Source organism: Pseudomonas sp. TH06 (genome assembly GCF_016651305.1).
GTDB lineage: Bacteria > Pseudomonadota > Gammaproteobacteria > Pseudomonadales > Pseudomonadaceae > Aquipseudomonas.
In genome coordinates this window covers 1,827,417-1,843,267 of sequence record NZ_JAEKEC010000001.1, presented here as the reverse complement: position 1 = coordinate 1,843,267, position 15,851 = coordinate 1,827,417, and the positions used below count along the sequence as shown (strand labels likewise).

Genomic DNA, 15,851 nt, shown 5'->3' with positions numbered 1-15,851 from the left:
ATGCGTTCGCCCTACCGCACCGCACTGTTTGCCAGCCTGCTCGCGCTTGTGTGTGCCGGCGTGCTGTGGGCCGCGTATGACTGGTTTCAGGGGCGATACCTGCGGGCCTTCAGCGAACACACTGCGGTGTTTTCCGGTGATCCGTTGCGCCTGCCGGATAACCTCGCCGGCCCCGGCAATATCCGACTCGTCCACTTCTGGGACCCGGCCTGCCCGTGCAACGTCGGCAACCAGCAGCACCTGACCGAGATGGTCGAGCAGTACAGCGGCAAAGGCGTGGAGTTTTTTGCCGTGCAGAGAGCCGGCAGCCACGGCCAGTTGCCTGCCACGTTAAGCAGCCTGAAAACCATCACCTTATTGCCCGGTTCCGAGCAGATCCCGGCCAGTCCGGCTGTGGCGATCTGGGACCGCAGCGGCAAACTGGCGTACTTCGGCCCCTACAGCGAAGGCCTGACCTGCAACTCCAGTAACAGTTTTATCGAACCGATCCTCAATGCCCTGACGGATGATCGCCCGGTGAATGCCACACACACCCTGGCGGTCGGCTGTTACTGCCCGTGGCCGGTAGAAACGAAGTAAGGCATTCCGGACTTTTCAAGGACAGCGCTGCACGGCACAGAAGGTCTGTGCTAATTGTTTGCAGCCCGACGGGCGGCAATCCCGCATGCACAAGGAGTCACCATGAAGCGCGTGTTCATCGTTCTTGCCTTGCTCATCGTTGTCCTGCTCGCCGGCACCGGCTGGTATGTCTACAGCAAGCAGCCATCCCGCCAGGGCCAGGTCGAACTGCGCAACCTGCAGGGTTCGGTGACCGTGCGCTACGACGAGCGCGGCGTGCCGCACATCCGCGCCGAGAATGAAACCGACCTCTACCGTGCCCTCGGCTATGTGCATGCGCAGGATCGGCTGTTCCAGATGGAAGCCATGCGCCGCCTCGCCCGTGGCGAACTGGCCGAAGTGCTCGGGCCGAAGCTGCTCGACACCGACAAACTGTTTCGCAGCCTGCGCATCCGTGAGCGCGCCGCCAGTTATGTCGCCAGTCTCGACAAGCAGTCACCGGCGTGGAAGGGCCTGCAAGCCTATCTGGATGGCATCAACCAATATCAGGACACTCACGCCGCACCGGTCGAGTTCGACGTGCTGGGCATCCCCAAGCGGCCGTTCACTGCCGAAGACAGCATCAGCGTCGCCGGTTACATGGCTTACAGCTTTGCCGCCGCGTTCCGCACCGAGCCGTTGCTGACTTACGTGCGCGATCAACTCGGCGCCGATTACCTCAATGTCTTCGACCTCGACTGGCAGCCCAAAGGCGTGCTGGCGAAGAGTCGCGCAAACCCGACTCCGACTCCGGCACTTGCCGCCGGCGACTGGAAAGACCTCAACGCCCTCGCCCGCCTCAGCGAACAAGCGTTGATCGACAACGGCCTGCCGCAGTTCGAGGGCAGCAACGCCTGGGTCATCGCGGGCAGTCGCAGCCAGAGCGGCAAACCGCTGCTGGCCGGCGATCCGCACATTCGTTTCTCAGTGCCGTCGGTGTGGTACGAGGCACAGTTGTCGGCGCCGGGTTTCGAACTCTACGGCCATCATCAGGCGCTGGTGCCGTTCGCATTTCTGGGGCACAACCTGGATTTCGGCTGGAGCCTGACCATGTTCCAGAACGACGATCTGGATCTGATCGCCGAGAAGGTCAATCCGGACAACCCCAATCAGGTCTGGTATCGCGGCCAGTGGACCGACATGGTCAGCACCGAACAGCAGATCAATGTGAAGGGCCAGGCGCCAGTGACGATCACTTTGCGTCAGTCACCGCATGGGCCGATCGTCAACGATGCGCTCGGCAGCGCCGCCGGCAAGACGCCGATTGCGATGTGGTGGGCGTTCCTCGAAACACCGAACCCGATCCTTGAAGGTTTCTATCAGCTCAACCGTGCCGACACGCTGGCCAAGGCCCGCGCGGCAGCGGCCAAAGTGCAGGCGCCGGGGCTGAACCTGGTTTACGCCAATGCCAAGGGTGATATCGCCTGGTGGGCCTCGGCGTTGCTGCCCAAGCGTCCGTCCGGGGTGAAACCGGGCTTCATTCTCGACGGCAGCACTAATCAGGCGGACAAGGACGGTTATTACCCGTTCAGCGCCAACCCGCAGGAAGAAAACCCGGCACGTGGCTACATCGTCTCGGCCAACTTTCAGCCGGTTTCGCCGACCGGCATGGAGATTCCGGGTTACTACAACCTCGCCGACCGGGGTCAGCAGCTAAATCGCCAACTCAGCGACAAGAGCGTGAAGTGGACCAACGAGGCCAACCAGAAACTGCAACTGGGCACCGCCACCGGTTACGGCCCGCGACTGCTGGCGCCATTGCTGCCGGTGCTGCGTGAAGTGGTCAGTGACCCGGCGCAGCTGAAACTGGTCGAGCAACTGGGTCAGTGGCAAGGCGACTATCCACTGGATTCGGTCAACGCGACGGTATTCAACCAGTTCCTCTACGACCTGGCTGATGCGGCGATGCGTGATGAGTTGGGTAACGATTTTTTCGAGACGCTGTTGTCGACGCGGGTGATCGATTCGGCACTGCCACGGCTGGCGGCGAACGCCGATTCACCGTGGTGGGACAACCGCAACACGCCAGACAAGGAAACCCGCGCCGATGTCGTGCGTACAGCGTGGCAGGCGAGCATCAAGCACCTGAAACTGACCCTTGGCGACGATGTGGCGGGTTGGCAATGGGGCACGGCACACACGCTGACCCACGGGCATCCGCTGGGGCAACAGAAGCCGCTGGACCGGATTTTCAACGTCGGGCCGTTCGCGGCACCCGGCAGTCATGAAGTGCCGAACAACCTCTCGGCAAAAATCGGCCCGGCGCCGTGGCCGGTGACTTACGGGCCTTCCACGCGGCGTCTGGTGGATTTCGCCGACCCGGCGCACAGCTTGACGATCAATCCGGTCGGACAGAGCGGTGTGCCGTTCGACAGCCATTACGACGATCAGGCTGAGGCGTATGTCGACGGGATATATGTGCAGGCGCACTTCAGCGAGGAAGAGGTGACGGCGAATACCCGCAGCACCTTGAAACTGTTGCCAGCGCGGACTGCCCAGTAGTTCTCGATTAGCTGGGCTGACCCTATCGCGAGCAGGCTCACTCCTACAGTCGATCGCATTTCTTCTGAAAGAACGCGGTTAATTGTAGGAGTGAGCCTGCTCGCGATGAGGCCCTGAAGAGCACCACACAACCTCAGAGCAGCACAGCAAAATTCATCCGAAACTGCTGCGGCGTCACGCCCAACCGGCGGTTGAACACACTGCGCATATGCTGCGCATCACGAAACCCGCACTGATACGCCACGGTCTTCAGCGGTGCCTGGGTGCTTTCCAGCATCACCCGCGCCGCATCCACCCGCGCCCGTTCGACGAACTCCGCCGGGGTGACCTTGGCTTCCCGGGCAAACACCCGAGAGAAGTTGCGCGCACTCATGTTCGCCGCACTGGCCAGATCGGCAATGGTCAGATCCCCGGTGAGATTGGCCAACACATACAACTGCACCATTGCCACCGCCGATGTCGGCTCTGCGTGCGGCGTCAGGAACGGGCTGAACTGCGACTGCCCACCGGAACGCTGAGTGAACACCACCAGGCGTTTTGCGACGCTCAGCGCCACCTCGGCACCGTGATCACGCGCCAGCAGATACAACGACAGATCAATCCCCGCCGTGACCCCGGCCGAGGTGTAGAGCGCACCGTCCTCGACGTACAAGCGATCGGCTTCGACCTGCGTTGACGGGCACAACTGCGCCAAGGCCTCGGCATCGTTCCAGTGAGTCGTGACCGTGCGGCCCTCAAGCAGCCCCGCGCGCGCCAGCATGAAAGCGCCGTTGCAGATCGAGCCGAAACGCTTTGCGCGGGCGCAGGCTTCACGCAGCCAAGTGTCGAAGGACTTGCCGAAACTCATGAACGGCAGCTGCGGCCCGCCGGCGACCAGCAACAGGTCAAAGGCGTCCGGCACTTGGCTGAAATGACGATGGGCGTTCAGCACCAGACCGTTGGAACAGGCCATCGCTCCGTGCTCGACGCCGATCACCTCCAGCCGATAGTGATCCTCAGGCGCGAGAAAACGATTGGCCTCGGCGAACACATCCATGGGACCGGTAACGTCCAGCGATTGCACGCCGGGGAATACCACGATGGCGATGGTTTTGTTCATGTCTCTCTCAAACCCCTCTGAACCTGTGGCGAGGGGATTTATCCCCGATCGGCTGCGCAGCAGTCGTAAATCCTGTAATCGCGTTTTAACTGATAAGCCTAATCAGCAGGTTCTGGGGCTGCTGCGCAACCCATCGGGGATAAATCCCCTCACCACAATGAGTATCGCGATATCTCTCCTACTGTTGAGTTGGCACGATTTGCAGGTGGATTGGCAAGGATCGCAGCCATGCGTTGATTGTTCGGTATCTGCGTCGGGAACAGACTTTCCCCATCAGCGCCGACCCGGCGTTTTCGACGAGGAAACCTCCCATGAGCACCACCATCGCCGGTATCAAAATCCCCGACAGCGCCCTCGCCCGGGCTACCACCGAATACATCCGTGACATCGAATCCGACCTGCTCTATCACCACTCGCGCCGGGTGTTTCTGTTCGGTGCGCTGAGCGGCGAGCGTCAGCAACTGACCTACGATCCGGAACTGCTGTACGTCGGCGCGATGTTCCATGACCTTGGTCTGGTTGAAGGTCATCGCAGTGACGACGAGCGTTTTGAAGTAGATGGTGCCAACGCTGCAGCGGCATTTCTGAAACCGTATGGCTTGAGCGATGACGACATCGAACAGGTGTGGTTGTCGATTGCCCTGCACACGACGCCGGGTGTGCCGAAGCATCTGCGCCCGACCGTGGCGCTGGTGACCGCCGGTGTCGAGATGGACGTGCTGGGCATGGATTACGCAGCCTTCAGCACCGTGCAGCGCGAAGCGGTAGTGCATGCGCACCCGCGTGGGGAAGGTTTCAAGGAATGCATTATCTGCGCGTTCGCCGATGGCTTGCGTCATCGTCCGCAGACCACATTCGGCAATGTGAAGACCGATGTGCTGAAGGATCAGGAGCCTGGGTTCAAGCCGATGAACTTCGTCGAAGTCATCCGCCAATCCCCCTGGACTGCCTAAATCCAACTGTGGAATGGGTCCTGTGGCGAGGGGATTTATCCCCGATGGGTTGCGAAGCAACCCCTCTCTTGATCCAAAAAGCAGGGGCCTGCTGCGCAGTCCATCGGGGATAAATCCCCTCGCCACAGAAACCCATTCCAGCATTGGATTCGGGTTGGCCTCGATACTGAGACCAACCCGATTGGCTTACGCCGCTTCCGGTGCCGGTGCGCGACGCACGTCCGGTTGCTTCCACGAATCGGCAGCGCTTTCTTCGATAGCTTGCTGGATGGCTTTCTTGCGGGCTTCTTCGGCACGGCGGCTGAAGAACCAGACCATGAAGGTCACAATCGACACGGCCAGCAGAATCAGACTCGCCACCGCGTTGATCTCAGGCTTCACGCCCAGACGCACCGCCGAGAACACTTCCATCGGCAGGGTCGTCGAACCCGGGCCGGAGACGAAGCTCGCCAGAACCAGGTCATCCAGCGACAGGGCGAACGACATCATGCCGCCCGCCGCCAGCGACGGCGCGATCATCGGGATGGTGATCAGGAAGAACACCTTCCACGGCCGCGCACCAAGGTCCATCGCCGCTTCTTCGATCGACAGGTCCAGTTCACGCAGACGCGCCGACACCACCACCGCCACGTACGCCGCACAGAACGTGGTGTGGGCGATCCAGATGGTGACGATGCCACGCTCCTGCGGCCAGCCGATCATCTGCGCCATGGCCACGAACAGCAGCAACAGCGACAGACCGGTGATCACTTCCGGCATCACCAACGGCGCCGTCACCAGGCCGCCAAACAGCGTGCGGCCCTTGAAGTGGGTGATGCGGGTCAGCACGAATGCCGCCAGCGTGCCCAGCGCCACCGCCGCAACGGCGGTGTAGCAAGCGATTTCCAGCGAACGCACCACCGAGCCCATCAGTTGCGTGTTGTCGAGCAGTCCGACGTACCACTTGATCGACCAGCCGCCCCACACCGTCACCAGCTTCGAGGCGTTGAACGAGTAGATCACCAGGATCAGCATCGGCAGATAAATAAACAACAAACCCAGGACCAGCATCAGGCTGGAGAAACGGATGCGCTTCATTCTTTACCCTCCATTTCCTTGGCCTGACTACGGTTGAACAGGATGATCGGCACAATCAGGATCGCCAGCATCACCACTGCCAGGGCAGACGCCACCGGCCAGTCGCGGTTGTTGAAGAACTCTTGCCAGAGCACTTTACCGATCATCAGGGTTTCCGGACCGCCGAGCAGTTCCGGGATCACGAACTCGCCCACCACCGGAATGAACACCAGCATGCAGCCCGCGATGATGCCGTTCTTGGACAGTGGAATGGTGATTTTCCAGAAGCTGTTGAAGGTACTCGAACCCAGGTCCGACGCGGCTTCCAGCAGACTGTGATCGTGCTTCACCAGGTTGGCGTACAGCGGCAGGATCATGAACGGCAGGTACGAGTAAACGACGCCGATGTACACCGCGAGGTTGGTGTTGAGGATCTGCAGCGGCTCGTCGATGAACCCCATGCTCATCAGGAAACCGTTGAGCAGACCGTTGTTGCTGAGGATGCCCATCCACGCGTAAACGCGGATCAGGATCGCGGTCCAGGTCGGCATCATGATCAGCAGCACCAGTACCGTTTGCAGCTCTTTACGGGCGCTGGCGATGGCGTAGGCCATCGGGTAACCGATCACCAGACAGAGAATGGTGCTGATCAGCGCCATCTTCAGCGAGCCGAGGTAGGCGGCGATGTACAACTCGTCGTCGCCGAGCATCGCGTAGTTGCCCAGATTCAGCAGCAGTTGCAGCTTCTGCTCGGCAAACGTGTAGATCTCGGTGTACGGCGGAATGGCTACGTCGGCTTCGGCGAAGCTGATCTTCAGAACGATGAAGAACGGCAACATGAAGAACAGGAACAGCCAGATGAACGGAACCCCGATGACCAGTTGGCGGCCACCGGGAATTATTCGATTGAGGCGGCGTTTGAATTTGCGCATGTTCATGAGCGAAGTACCACGCCGCTGTCGTCTTCCCACCAGACGTAAACCTGATCGCCCCAGGTCGGACGCGCGCCACGGCGCTCGGCGTTGGCCACGAACGACTGCACCAGTTTGCCGCTCGGCAATTCGACGTAGAACACCGAGTGTCCGCCGAGGTAGGCAATGTCATGCACCTTGCCGCTCGACCAGTTGTATTCGCAGGTCGGTTGATCGGCGGTGACCAGCAACTTCTCCGGACGGATCGCGTAGGTCACGGACTTGTCCTGCACCGAGGTGCTGATGCCGTGGCCAACGTAAATCTGCCGGTCGAGGTCCTTGCAGGTAATGGTCGCGTGGCCTTCGGCGTCGTCGATCACTTCGCCTTCGAAGATGTTCACGTTACCGATGAATTCGCAGACCAGACGGCTGGTCGGGGTTTCGTAGATGTCGATCGGGCTGCCGATCTGGGCGATCCAGCCCAGGTGCATGATCGCGATGCGCTCGGCCATGGTCATGGCCTCTTCCTGGTCGTGCGTCACCATCACGCAGGTCACACCCACGCGCTCGATGATTTCCACCAGTTCCAACTGCATCTGCGAACGCAGTTTCTTGTCCAGTGCACCCATCGGTTCGTCGAGCAGCAGCAGCTTCGGCCGCTTGGCCAGCGAACGGGCCAGCGCCACACGCTGACGCTGACCGCCGGACAGTTGATGCGGCTTGCGCTTGGCGTACTGGCTCATCTGCACCAGCTTGAGCATCTCGGCCACGCGGGCGTCGACTTCGGCCTTGGGAATCTTGTCCTGTTGCAGGCCGAACGCGATGTTCTGCGCCACAGTCATGTGCGGGAACAAGGCGTACGACTGGAACATCATGTTGATCGGTCGCTCGTACGGCGGCATGTCGGTGATGTCGACGCCGTCGAGGAAAATGCGCCCCTCCGTGGGCCGTTCGAACCCTGCCAGCATCCGCAGCAGAGTGGACTTGCCCGATCCCGAACCGCCGAGCAGAGCGAAGATCTCGCCCTTCTTGATTTCCAGGGACACATCGTCCACGGCAATCGTCTCGTCGAACTTCTTCGTGACCCGGTCGATTTTGACCAACACCTGTTTAGGTGTCTGGTCGCCCTCGAGGGCTTTCTTATAGGCGCCGGAGGCAACTGCCATTTACGAAACTCCCAAAACAAAAGAGTGCAGTTCGCCCACGCAAGACGAACCCAGGATAGTTTGTGCCTTATTTGCCCGACTTGACCTTGGTCCAGCTACGGGTCATCAAACGCTGAATATTGGCTGGCAACTCGACCGATACATAAGTCTTGTCGAGGACTGCTTGCGGTGGATAAACCGCTTCGTCGGTGCGAATGGACTGCTCCATCAGCTTGTCCGACCCCGGGTTGGGGTTGGCATAACCGACGTAATCACTGACCTGAGCGATCACCTCAGGTTTCAGCAAATAGTTGATGAAGGCGTGGGCTTCCTTGACGTTGGACGAGTCCTTTGGAATCGCCAACATGTCGAACCACAGTGCGCCGCCTTCTTTTGGAATCGAATAAGCGATGTTCACGCCTTTCTTGGCTTCCTCGGCGCGGTGCTTGGCCTGGAAGATGTCACCGGAGAAACCGATGGCCACGCAGATGTCGCCGTTGGCCAGGTCGCCGATGTATTTGGACGAGTGGAAGTAGGTCACGTAAGGACGCACCGCGAGCAACTTGTCGGTGGCCTTGGCGTAATCCTTGGGATCGGTGCTGTTGGCGTTCAGGCCCATGTAGTTGAGCACGGTCGGCATCATTTCATCGGCCGAATCGAGGAACGCTACGCCGCAGCTGTGCAGCTTCTTGATGTTTTCGGGCTCGAACAGCACGCTCCAGGAATCGATCTTGTCGATACCGAGCACAGCCTTGACCTTGTCGACGTTGTAACCGATGCCATTGGTGCCCCACAGGTACGGCACGGCGTACAGGTTGCCCGGATCGTTCTGTTCCAGACGTTTGAGCAGCACCGGGTCGAGATTGGAATAGTTCGGCAACTGCGACTTGTCGAGCTTCTGGAACGCGCCTGCCTTGATCTGCTTGCCGAGGAAGTGGTTCGACGGCACGACCACGTCGTAACCGGTACGCCCGGCCAGCAGCTTGCCTTCCAGGGTTTCGTTGGAATCGAACACGTCGTAGACCGGTTTGATCCCGGTGGCTTTCTGGAAATCAGCCAGGGTCGTCTCGCCGATGTAGTCCGACCAGTTATAAATATGCACCGTACCGGCGGCCTGGGCACCGACAGCAAACGTCAGGCCGGCAGTGGCCAGCAGGGCATTGCGCAAAGAAGAAAAAATAGGCAAGTGGAGGTCCTCTAAATTAGTTGGGCCCAAGTTGCCCCGCGCTGCATGACAGCCATGGCTGCCCGGCAACAAAACCGGCGCGCAACTTACCCTCGAAAAACCGTTCCAGCAAAACTTTCTGTCATTTAATTATCCCGCTGGCCGCCTTCGCGGGGACGACGGCCAGCGGTTGCTGCTTCAAACCGGCTTATTTACCGGATTTGATTTTGGTCCAGCTGCGGGTCAGTTCACGCTGGGTGGCCGCTGGCAGATCGGCAATTGCGTAGAGCTTGGCCTGCACGTCGGCTGGCGGGTAGATGCCTGGATCGCTGGTGATGTCTTTATCCACCAGCGCGGTGGCGGCCGCGTTACCGTTCGGGAAACGTACAGCGTTGGTGATGCCGGCCATGACTTCAGGCTTCTGCAGGAAGGTCATGAACTTGTAGGCGCCTTCAACGTTTTCGGCATCTTTAGGGATGGCGACCATGTCGAAGAAGCTGCCAGCGCCTTCCTTCGGAATGGCGTAGCTGACTTTGACCTTGTCACCGGCCTCGGCAGCACGCGACTTGGCCTGCTGCACGTCACCCGAGTAGCCGACCGCTACGCAGATGTTGCCGTTGGCCAGGTCCGAGATGTACTTGGAGGAGTGGAAGTAGGTGATCGAAGGACGAATCTTGAGGAACAGTTCCTCGGCTTTCTTGATGTCTTCTTTCTTCTGGCTGTCGGTTGGCAGGCCCAGGTAGTGCAGTGCGACCGGAAGCATTTCGGTCGGCGAATCGAGGAAGCTCACACCGCAGCCCTTGAGCTTGGCGATGTTCTCCGGCTTGAGCAGCACGTCCCACGAATCGATGGTGTCGACGCCCAGCGCAGCCTTGACCTTCTCCGCGTTGTAGCCGATGCCGATCGAGCCCCACATGTACGGGAAGGCGTGTTTGTTGCCCGGGTCGCTGATCGAAACAGCCTTGAGCAGGTCCTGGTTCAGGTTCTTCCAGTTAGGCAGCTTGGACTGGTCCAGTTCCTGATAAACGCCGGCCTTGATCTGCTTGGCCAGGAAGTTGTTCGATGGCACGACCACGTCGTAGCCGGACTTGCCTGCCAGCAGTTTGGCTTCCAGGGTTTCGTTGCTGTCGAATACGTCGTAGACGACCTTGATCCCCGACTCTTTCTCGAAGTTGGCGATGGTGTCCGGAGCGATGTAGTCAGACCAGTTGTAGACGTGCAACACCTTGTCGTCCGCGTGAACCGCACCCGCCATCATGCCCGCGACGGACAGGGCGAGCAGAGTCTTGCCAGCAAGCTTTTTACCTAATGCCTTCATGCGTCATGCTCCAAATTTTTCTTTTTTGAACCACATTGTTCAGCGGCCGAACCCGGACAACTGGAACCGCGGCTAGTCTGGCAAGATCCGAGGCGGTCTTTCAAGGAAAGACCAGCCTTTCTGACAGCTTCGAGCGAGTGCGCCGCAGCGCCCCCGCCCAAAGCCTAGCACTTAGCCCTGCAACGCACTGAGGGTCAGGTCCAGACACTTGCGTGCCTTTGTAACCAGCTCATCGATCTCCGCTTTGCTGATCACCAGCGGCGGCGCGATGATCATGGTGTCGCCCACAGCGCGCATGATCAGCCCGTTGTCGAAGCAGAACTGACGGCAGATCATGCCGACACCCTTGCCTTCGTAACGCTTGCGAGTGGCCTTGTCCTGCACCAGTTCGATCGCGCCCAGCAGACCAACCCCGCGCACTTCCCCCACCAGCGGGTGATCGTTCAGCTCGCGCAGACGTTTCTGCAAATACGGTGCCGTTTCGTTGTGCGCGTTCTCGATAATTTTCTCGTCGCGCAGAATGCGGATGTTTTCCAGACCCACCGCTGCCGCCACCGGGTGACCGGAGTAGGTGAAGCCGTGATTGAAGTCGCCGCCTTCGTTGAGCACCTTCACCACTTCGTCGCGCACGATCAGGCCACCCATCGGGATGTAGCCGGAAGTCAGGCCTTTGGCGATGGTCATCATGTCGGGTTTGAGGTCGTAGAAATCGCTGCCGAACCACTGCCCGGTACGGCCGAAACCGCAGATCACTTCGTCCGCCACGAACAGGATGTCGTACTTGGCAAGGATTTCCTTGATGCGCGGCCAGTAGGTGTCTGGCGGGATGATCACGCCGCCGGCACCCTGAATCGGCTCGGCAATAAAGGCACCAACGTTATCCACGCCGACTTCGAGAATCTTTTCTTCCAGCTGATTGGCTGCCCAGATGCCGAACTCTTCCGGCGACATGTCGCCGCCTTCGGCGAACCAGTACGGCTGGGCGATGTGGACGATGCCCGGGATCGGCAAGTCGCCCTGCTCGTGCATATAGGTCATGCCACCAAGGCTCGCACCGGCCACGGTGGAACCGTGATAACCGTTCTTGCGGCTGATGATGACTTTCTTGTTCGGCTGGCCCTTGATCGCCCAGTAGTGGCGAACCATACGCAGCATGGTGTCGTTGCCTTCGGAACCGGAACCGGTGAAGAACACGTGGTTCATGCCTTCCGGCGCGACATCGGCGATAGCCTTGGCCAGTTCCAGTGCCGGCGGGTGGGCGGTCTGGAAGAACAGGTTGTAATAAGGCAGTTCGCGCATCTGTTTGGCGGCGGCGTCAGCCAGTTCATCACGACCGTAACCGATGGCCACGCACCACAGACCGGCCATGCCGTCGAGGATCTTGTTGCCTTCGCTGTCCCACAGGTAAACGCCCTTGGCGTTGGTGATAATCCGCGGGCCTTTCTCTTTCAGCTGCTTGAAGTCGCTGAACGGGGCCAGGTGATGATCATTGCTGAGTGCTTGCCACTCGCGGGTTTGCGGGTTGTTGCTGGTCATGCCAATTCTCCTTGTTATCGGTGAAGGCGCGGCTTGCGAGGGCCGCGCCCGGCGTATCAGACGGCGAAGAGCAGGTACTCACGCTCCCACGAACTGATCACGCGCTTGAAGTTTTCATGCTCGGCCCGCTTGACCGCGACGTAGCCAGTGATGAAAGTTTTGCCCAGGTATTTCTCGATGGTCGCGCTGTTTTCCATACGCTCCAGCGCATCCTCGATGGTCAGCGGCAGGCGCAGGTTGCGACGCTCGTAACCACGACCGACCACTGGCGCGCTCGGGTTGAGGCCTTCAACCATGCCGATGTAACCGCAGAGCAGGCTCGCGGCAATCGCCAGGTAAGGGTTGGCGTCAGCGCCCGGCAGGCGGTTTTCCACCCGACGGTTCTGCGGGCCGGCATCCGGTACGCGCAGGCCCACGGTGCGGTTTTCTTCGCCCCACTCCACGTTCACTGGTGCCGAGGTGTCCGGCAGGAAGCGGCGGAACGAGTTGACGTTCGGAGCGAACAGCGGCAGCAATTCCGGGATCAGTTTCTGCAGGCCACCGATGTGGTGCAGGAACAACTGGCTCATGGTCCCGTCTTCGTTGGAGAAGACGTTCTTGCCGGTTTCGATATCGATGATGCTCTGGTGCAAGTGCATGGCACTGCCCGGCTCGCCGGTCATTGGCTTGGCCATGAAGGTCGCGGCCACGTCGTGCTTCAGCGCGGCTTCACGCATGGTGCGTTTGAACACCAGGATCTGGTCGGCCAGCGACAGCGCGTCACCGTGACGGAAGTTGATTTCCATCTGCGCCGTGCCGTCTTCGTGGATCAGCGTGTCGAGGTCCAGCTCCTGCAATTCGCACCAGTCGTAGACGTCTTCGAACAGCGGGTCGAATTCGTTCGCCGCTTCGATAGAGAACGACTGACGACCGATTTCCGGACGGCCCGAGCGGCCGATTGGCGGCTGCAACGGATAGTCAGGGTCGTCGCTGCGCTTGGTCAGGTAGAACTCCATCTCCGGCGCCACAATCGGCTGCCAGCCCTTGTCGGCGTAGAGCTTGAGTACCTTCTTGAGGACGTTGCGCGGCGACAGCTCGATCGGGTTGCCTTGCTTGTCGTAGGTGTCGTGGATTACCTGAGCGGTCGGCTCGATGGCCCATGGCACCATGTACACGGCGTTCTGGTCGGGGCGGCAGATCATGTCGATGTCGGCCGGGTCGAGCAGCTCGTAATAGATGTCGTCTTCGACGTAGTCGCCGGTCACGGTCTGCAACAGAACACTCTCTGGCAGGCGCATGCCTTTTTCGGCGATGAACTTGTTGGTCGGCGAGATCTTGCCCCGGGTGATACCGGTCAAGTCGGCGATCATGCATTCGACTTCTGTGATCTTGTGGTCTTTCAACCAATCGGTGAGCTGGTCGAGGTTGTTACTCATAAATGCCTCTGGGCTGAGTCTCCTGACGCAATGTCAGGCAAAGTTTGACGCTTGCGCGTCGCGTTATAAGGGGGCTTGCTCGCGCAGTGCCGGCTTACGCCTGGCACCGCGCATAGACAATGAAAGAGGAGCTTACCTGCCCTTTACGCTGGCGTTGCATTTCCTGTGCACAGTCCAGGCGTGCAGAATCGTGAGCACGAGTGGCCAGGCGGCACAGGCTTTGAGGAAGAAAGAGATCTATATTGGAGGGAAACGCCATAAACAGAATGCTTTGCCGAACGTCCAGAATATCGGACGCCGCCGTTTTAGCTGCCATGGACGAAGGTATCGTCGGCAAGCCGCGAGCCATGCCGGCTGCGCTACGGACGGATCTGTCGCCACTGATGTGATGAGCATGCAGACCGGACTGTTGCGAGCAGTCGGTGATGCCGATTAACGGCAGGCGAGACATGAAGCACCCCGGTATTATTGCTGTTATGGGTTTGATCCGAGCTTAGCCTTGTTCATTTTTTTACACAACACCCCCGTAAAAAATACAACACGGCCTGCTCAAGCCCGCGGGTGCCAAGTGTCCCAAGGACAAAAAACCGCCCGAAAGTGCCCCATAAATGCCCTCACAGCGCTTTTTTAGGGCAAAAAAGGCCTCGCTTGACTTCGGCAGGCCGTTCGGGTTGACTGAAACCAGAAAAGATCAATGATTGATATTTTTAACAACAAAGGTGTTGCATCATGTCGGTACCCCCGCGTGCCGTTCAGCTTAACGAAGCGAACGCGTTCCTTAAGGAACATCCTGAGGTTCTGTACGTTGACCTTCTGATTGCGGATATGAATGGTGTGGTGCGCGGCAAGCGCATTGAACGCACCAGCCTCCACAAGGTTTACGAGAAAGGCATCAACCTGCCGGCCTCTCTATTTGCTCTGGATATCAATGGTTCGACGGTGGAAAGCACCGGCCTGGGCCTGGACATCGGCGACGCCGATCGTATCTGCTATCCAATCCCCGACACCCTGTGCAACGAGCCATGGCAGAAGCGTCCAACCGCGCAATTGCTGATGACCATGCACGAACTCGAAGGTGACCCGTTCTTCGCCGATCCGCGCGAAGTGCTCCGTCAAGTTGTTGCAAAGTTTGACGAGCTTGGCTTGACCATCTGCGCCGCGTTCGAACTCGAGTTCTACCTGATCGACCAGGAAAACGTGAACGGCCGTCCACAGCCGCCACGCTCGCCGATCTCCGGTAAACGCCCGCACTCGACTCAGGTCTACCTGATCGACGACCTCGATGAATACGTCGACTGCCTCCAGGACATTCTGGAAGGTGCCAAAGAGCAAGGCATCCCGGCCGACGCCATCGTCAAGGAAAGTGCCCCGGCGCAGTTCGAAGTGAACCTGCACCACGTCGCCGACCCGATCAAGGCGTGCGACTACGCGGTACTGCTCAAGCGTCTGATCAAGAACATCGCCTACGACCATGAAATGGACACCACCTTCATGGCCAAGCCGTACCCGGGCCAGGCAGGTAACGGTCTGCACGTACACATTTCGATTCTGGATAAAGATGGCAAAAACATTTTTGCCAGCGAGGATCCCGAGCAGAACGCCGCGCTGCGTCACGCGATCGGCGGTGTGCTCGAGACCCTGCCCGCGCAGATGGCTTTCCTCTGCCCGAACGTCAACTCGTACCGTCGTTTCGGCGCTCAGTTTTACGTGCCGAACTCGCCGTGCTGGGGTCTGGACAACCGCACCGTGGCGATTCGCGTACCGACCGGCTCGTCCGATGCCGTGCGTATCGAACACCGCGTGGCCGGCGCCGACGCCAACCCGTACCTGCTGATGGCTTCAGTCCTGGCCGGTGTGCATCACGGTCTGACCAACAAGATCGAACCGGGCGCGCCTGTCGAAGGCAACAGCTACGAGCAGAACGAACAAAGCCTGCCAAACAACTTGCGCGACGCCCTGCGTGAGCTGGACGACAGCGAGGTCATGGCCAAGTACATCGATCCGAAATACATCGATATCTTCGTTGCCTGTAAGGAAAGTGAGCTGGAGGAGTTCGAACACTCCATCTCCGACCTTGAGTACAACTGGTATCTGCATACCGTTTAAGCGGATTGCAGCTGCAAAAAAACGCCGTTGGCTGATTCAGCCAGCGGC

General features: G+C 59.5%; 13 protein-coding genes. 4 read left to right on the top strand and 9 right to left on the bottom strand.

The genetic code is table 11. The features are described from left to right. Together JFT86_RS08160 and JFT86_RS08155 are read left to right on the top strand one after the other, a co-directional pair. Positions 1-579 carry a DUF6436 domain-containing protein gene (locus tag JFT86_RS08160; RefSeq protein WP_201236387.1) on the top strand — a complete coding sequence of 193 codons (579 nt, stop codon included), beginning with the start codon at positions 1-3 and terminating at the stop codon, positions 577-579. Positions 580-681: 102 nt separating this feature from the next. Beyond that, positions 682-3,099: a penicillin acylase family protein gene (locus tag JFT86_RS08155; RefSeq protein ID WP_201236386.1), complete on the top strand. Its 2,418-nt coding sequence runs from the start codon at positions 682-684 to the stop codon at positions 3,097-3,099. A 133-nt stretch (positions 3,100-3,232) separates the two neighbouring features. Here JFT86_RS08155 and JFT86_RS08150 read toward each other — a convergent pair whose 3' ends face one another. Further along, complete coding sequence (locus tag JFT86_RS08150) at positions 3,233-4,198, bottom strand: GlxA family transcriptional regulator (protein WP_201236385.1); 966 nt, start codon at positions 4,196-4,198, stop codon at positions 3,233-3,235. Positions 4,199-4,509: 311 nt separating this feature from the next. Between JFT86_RS08150 and JFT86_RS08145 the strand changes: the two genes are divergently transcribed. Then, a complete protein-coding gene (locus JFT86_RS08145; RefSeq protein ID WP_201236384.1) occupies positions 4,510-5,151 on the top strand; it encodes an HD domain-containing protein in 642 nt (213 codons plus the stop codon). Between the two features lie 186 nt (positions 5,152-5,337). On the opposite strand, the gene JFT86_RS08140 is transcribed toward JFT86_RS08145, so the two are convergent. The 8 genes from JFT86_RS08140 to JFT86_RS08105 form a co-directional block, all read right to left on the bottom strand. Continuing rightward, positions 5,338-6,228 carry an ABC transporter permease subunit gene (locus JFT86_RS08140; RefSeq protein WP_103307430.1) on the bottom strand — a complete coding sequence of 297 codons (891 nt, stop codon included), beginning with the start codon at positions 6,226-6,228 and terminating at the stop codon, positions 5,338-5,340. After that, complete coding sequence (locus JFT86_RS08135; protein WP_201238572.1) at positions 6,225-7,106, bottom strand: ABC transporter permease subunit; 882 nt, start codon at positions 7,104-7,106, stop codon at positions 6,225-6,227. The genes JFT86_RS08140 and JFT86_RS08135 overlap by 4 nt, the downstream gene beginning before the upstream one ends. 35 nt (positions 7,107-7,141) lie before the next feature. Next, a complete protein-coding gene (gene potA, locus JFT86_RS08130) occupies positions 7,142-8,284 on the bottom strand; it encodes a polyamine ABC transporter ATP-binding protein (RefSeq protein WP_034151965.1) in 1,143 nt (380 codons plus the stop codon). Positions 8,285-8,351: 67 nt separating this feature from the next. After that, a complete protein-coding gene (locus JFT86_RS08125) occupies positions 8,352-9,449 on the bottom strand; it encodes a polyamine ABC transporter substrate-binding protein (protein WP_201236383.1) in 1,098 nt (365 codons plus the stop codon). A gap of 187 nt (positions 9,450-9,636) precedes the next feature. Next, positions 9,637-10,746, bottom strand: a complete 1,110-nt coding sequence (locus JFT86_RS08120; protein WP_201236382.1) for a polyamine ABC transporter substrate-binding protein — start codon at positions 10,744-10,746, stop codon at positions 9,637-9,639. Between the two features lie 171 nt (positions 10,747-10,917). Next, a complete protein-coding gene (locus JFT86_RS08115) occupies positions 10,918-12,282 on the bottom strand; it encodes an aspartate aminotransferase family protein (RefSeq protein WP_201236381.1) in 1,365 nt (454 codons plus the stop codon). Positions 12,283-12,338: 56 nt separating this feature from the next. After that, entirely contained in the window at positions 12,339-13,697 is a 1,359-nt protein-coding gene (locus tag JFT86_RS08110; protein ID WP_007913846.1) for a glutamine synthetase family protein, read from the bottom strand. 94 nt (positions 13,698-13,791) lie between these two features. Then, complete coding sequence (locus JFT86_RS08105) at positions 13,792-14,148, bottom strand: glutamine amidotransferase (protein ID WP_201236380.1); 357 nt, start codon at positions 14,146-14,148, stop codon at positions 13,792-13,794. 278 nt (positions 14,149-14,426) lie between these two features. Between JFT86_RS08105 and JFT86_RS08100 the strand changes: the two genes are divergently transcribed. Next, positions 14,427-15,803: a glutamine synthetase family protein gene (locus tag JFT86_RS08100; RefSeq protein WP_201236379.1), complete on the top strand. Its 1,377-nt coding sequence runs from the start codon at positions 14,427-14,429 to the stop codon at positions 15,801-15,803. Positions 15,804-15,851 lie beyond the last annotated feature (48 nt).

What these genes read in the sequence shown, in the direction of transcription:
- JFT86_RS08160 (WP_201236387.1), top strand. Translation starts at nt 1, where the DNA reads ATGCGTTCGCCCTACCGCACCGCACTGTTTGCCAGCCTGCTCGCGCTT.
- JFT86_RS08155 (WP_201236386.1), top strand. Translation starts at nt 682, where the DNA reads ATGAAGCGCGTGTTCATCGTTCTTGCCTTGCTCATCGTTGTCCTGCTC.
- JFT86_RS08150 (WP_201236385.1), bottom strand. Translation starts at nt 4,198, where the DNA reads ATGAACAAAACCATCGCCATCGTGGTATTCCCCGGCGTGCAATCGCTG.
- JFT86_RS08145 (WP_201236384.1), top strand. Translation starts at nt 4,510, where the DNA reads ATGAGCACCACCATCGCCGGTATCAAAATCCCCGACAGCGCCCTCGCC.
- JFT86_RS08140 (WP_103307430.1), bottom strand. Translation starts at nt 6,228, where the DNA reads ATGAAGCGCATCCGTTTCTCCAGCCTGATGCTGGTCCTGGGTTTGTTG.
- potA (WP_034151965.1), bottom strand. Translation starts at nt 8,284, where the DNA reads ATGGCAGTTGCCTCCGGCGCCTATAAGAAAGCCCTCGAGGGCGACCAG.
- JFT86_RS08120 (WP_201236382.1), bottom strand. Translation starts at nt 10,746, where the DNA reads ATGAAGGCATTAGGTAAAAAGCTTGCTGGCAAGACTCTGCTCGCCCTG.
- JFT86_RS08115 (WP_201236381.1), bottom strand. Translation starts at nt 12,282, where the DNA reads ATGACCAGCAACAACCCGCAAACCCGCGAGTGGCAAGCACTCAGCAAT.
- JFT86_RS08110 (WP_007913846.1), bottom strand. Translation starts at nt 13,697, where the DNA reads ATGAGTAACAACCTCGACCAGCTCACCGATTGGTTGAAAGACCACAAG.
- JFT86_RS08105 (WP_201236380.1), bottom strand. Translation starts at nt 14,148, where the DNA reads ATGTCTCGCCTGCCGTTAATCGGCATCACCGACTGCTCGCAACAGTCC.
- JFT86_RS08100 (WP_201236379.1), top strand. Translation starts at nt 14,427, where the DNA reads ATGTCGGTACCCCCGCGTGCCGTTCAGCTTAACGAAGCGAACGCGTTC.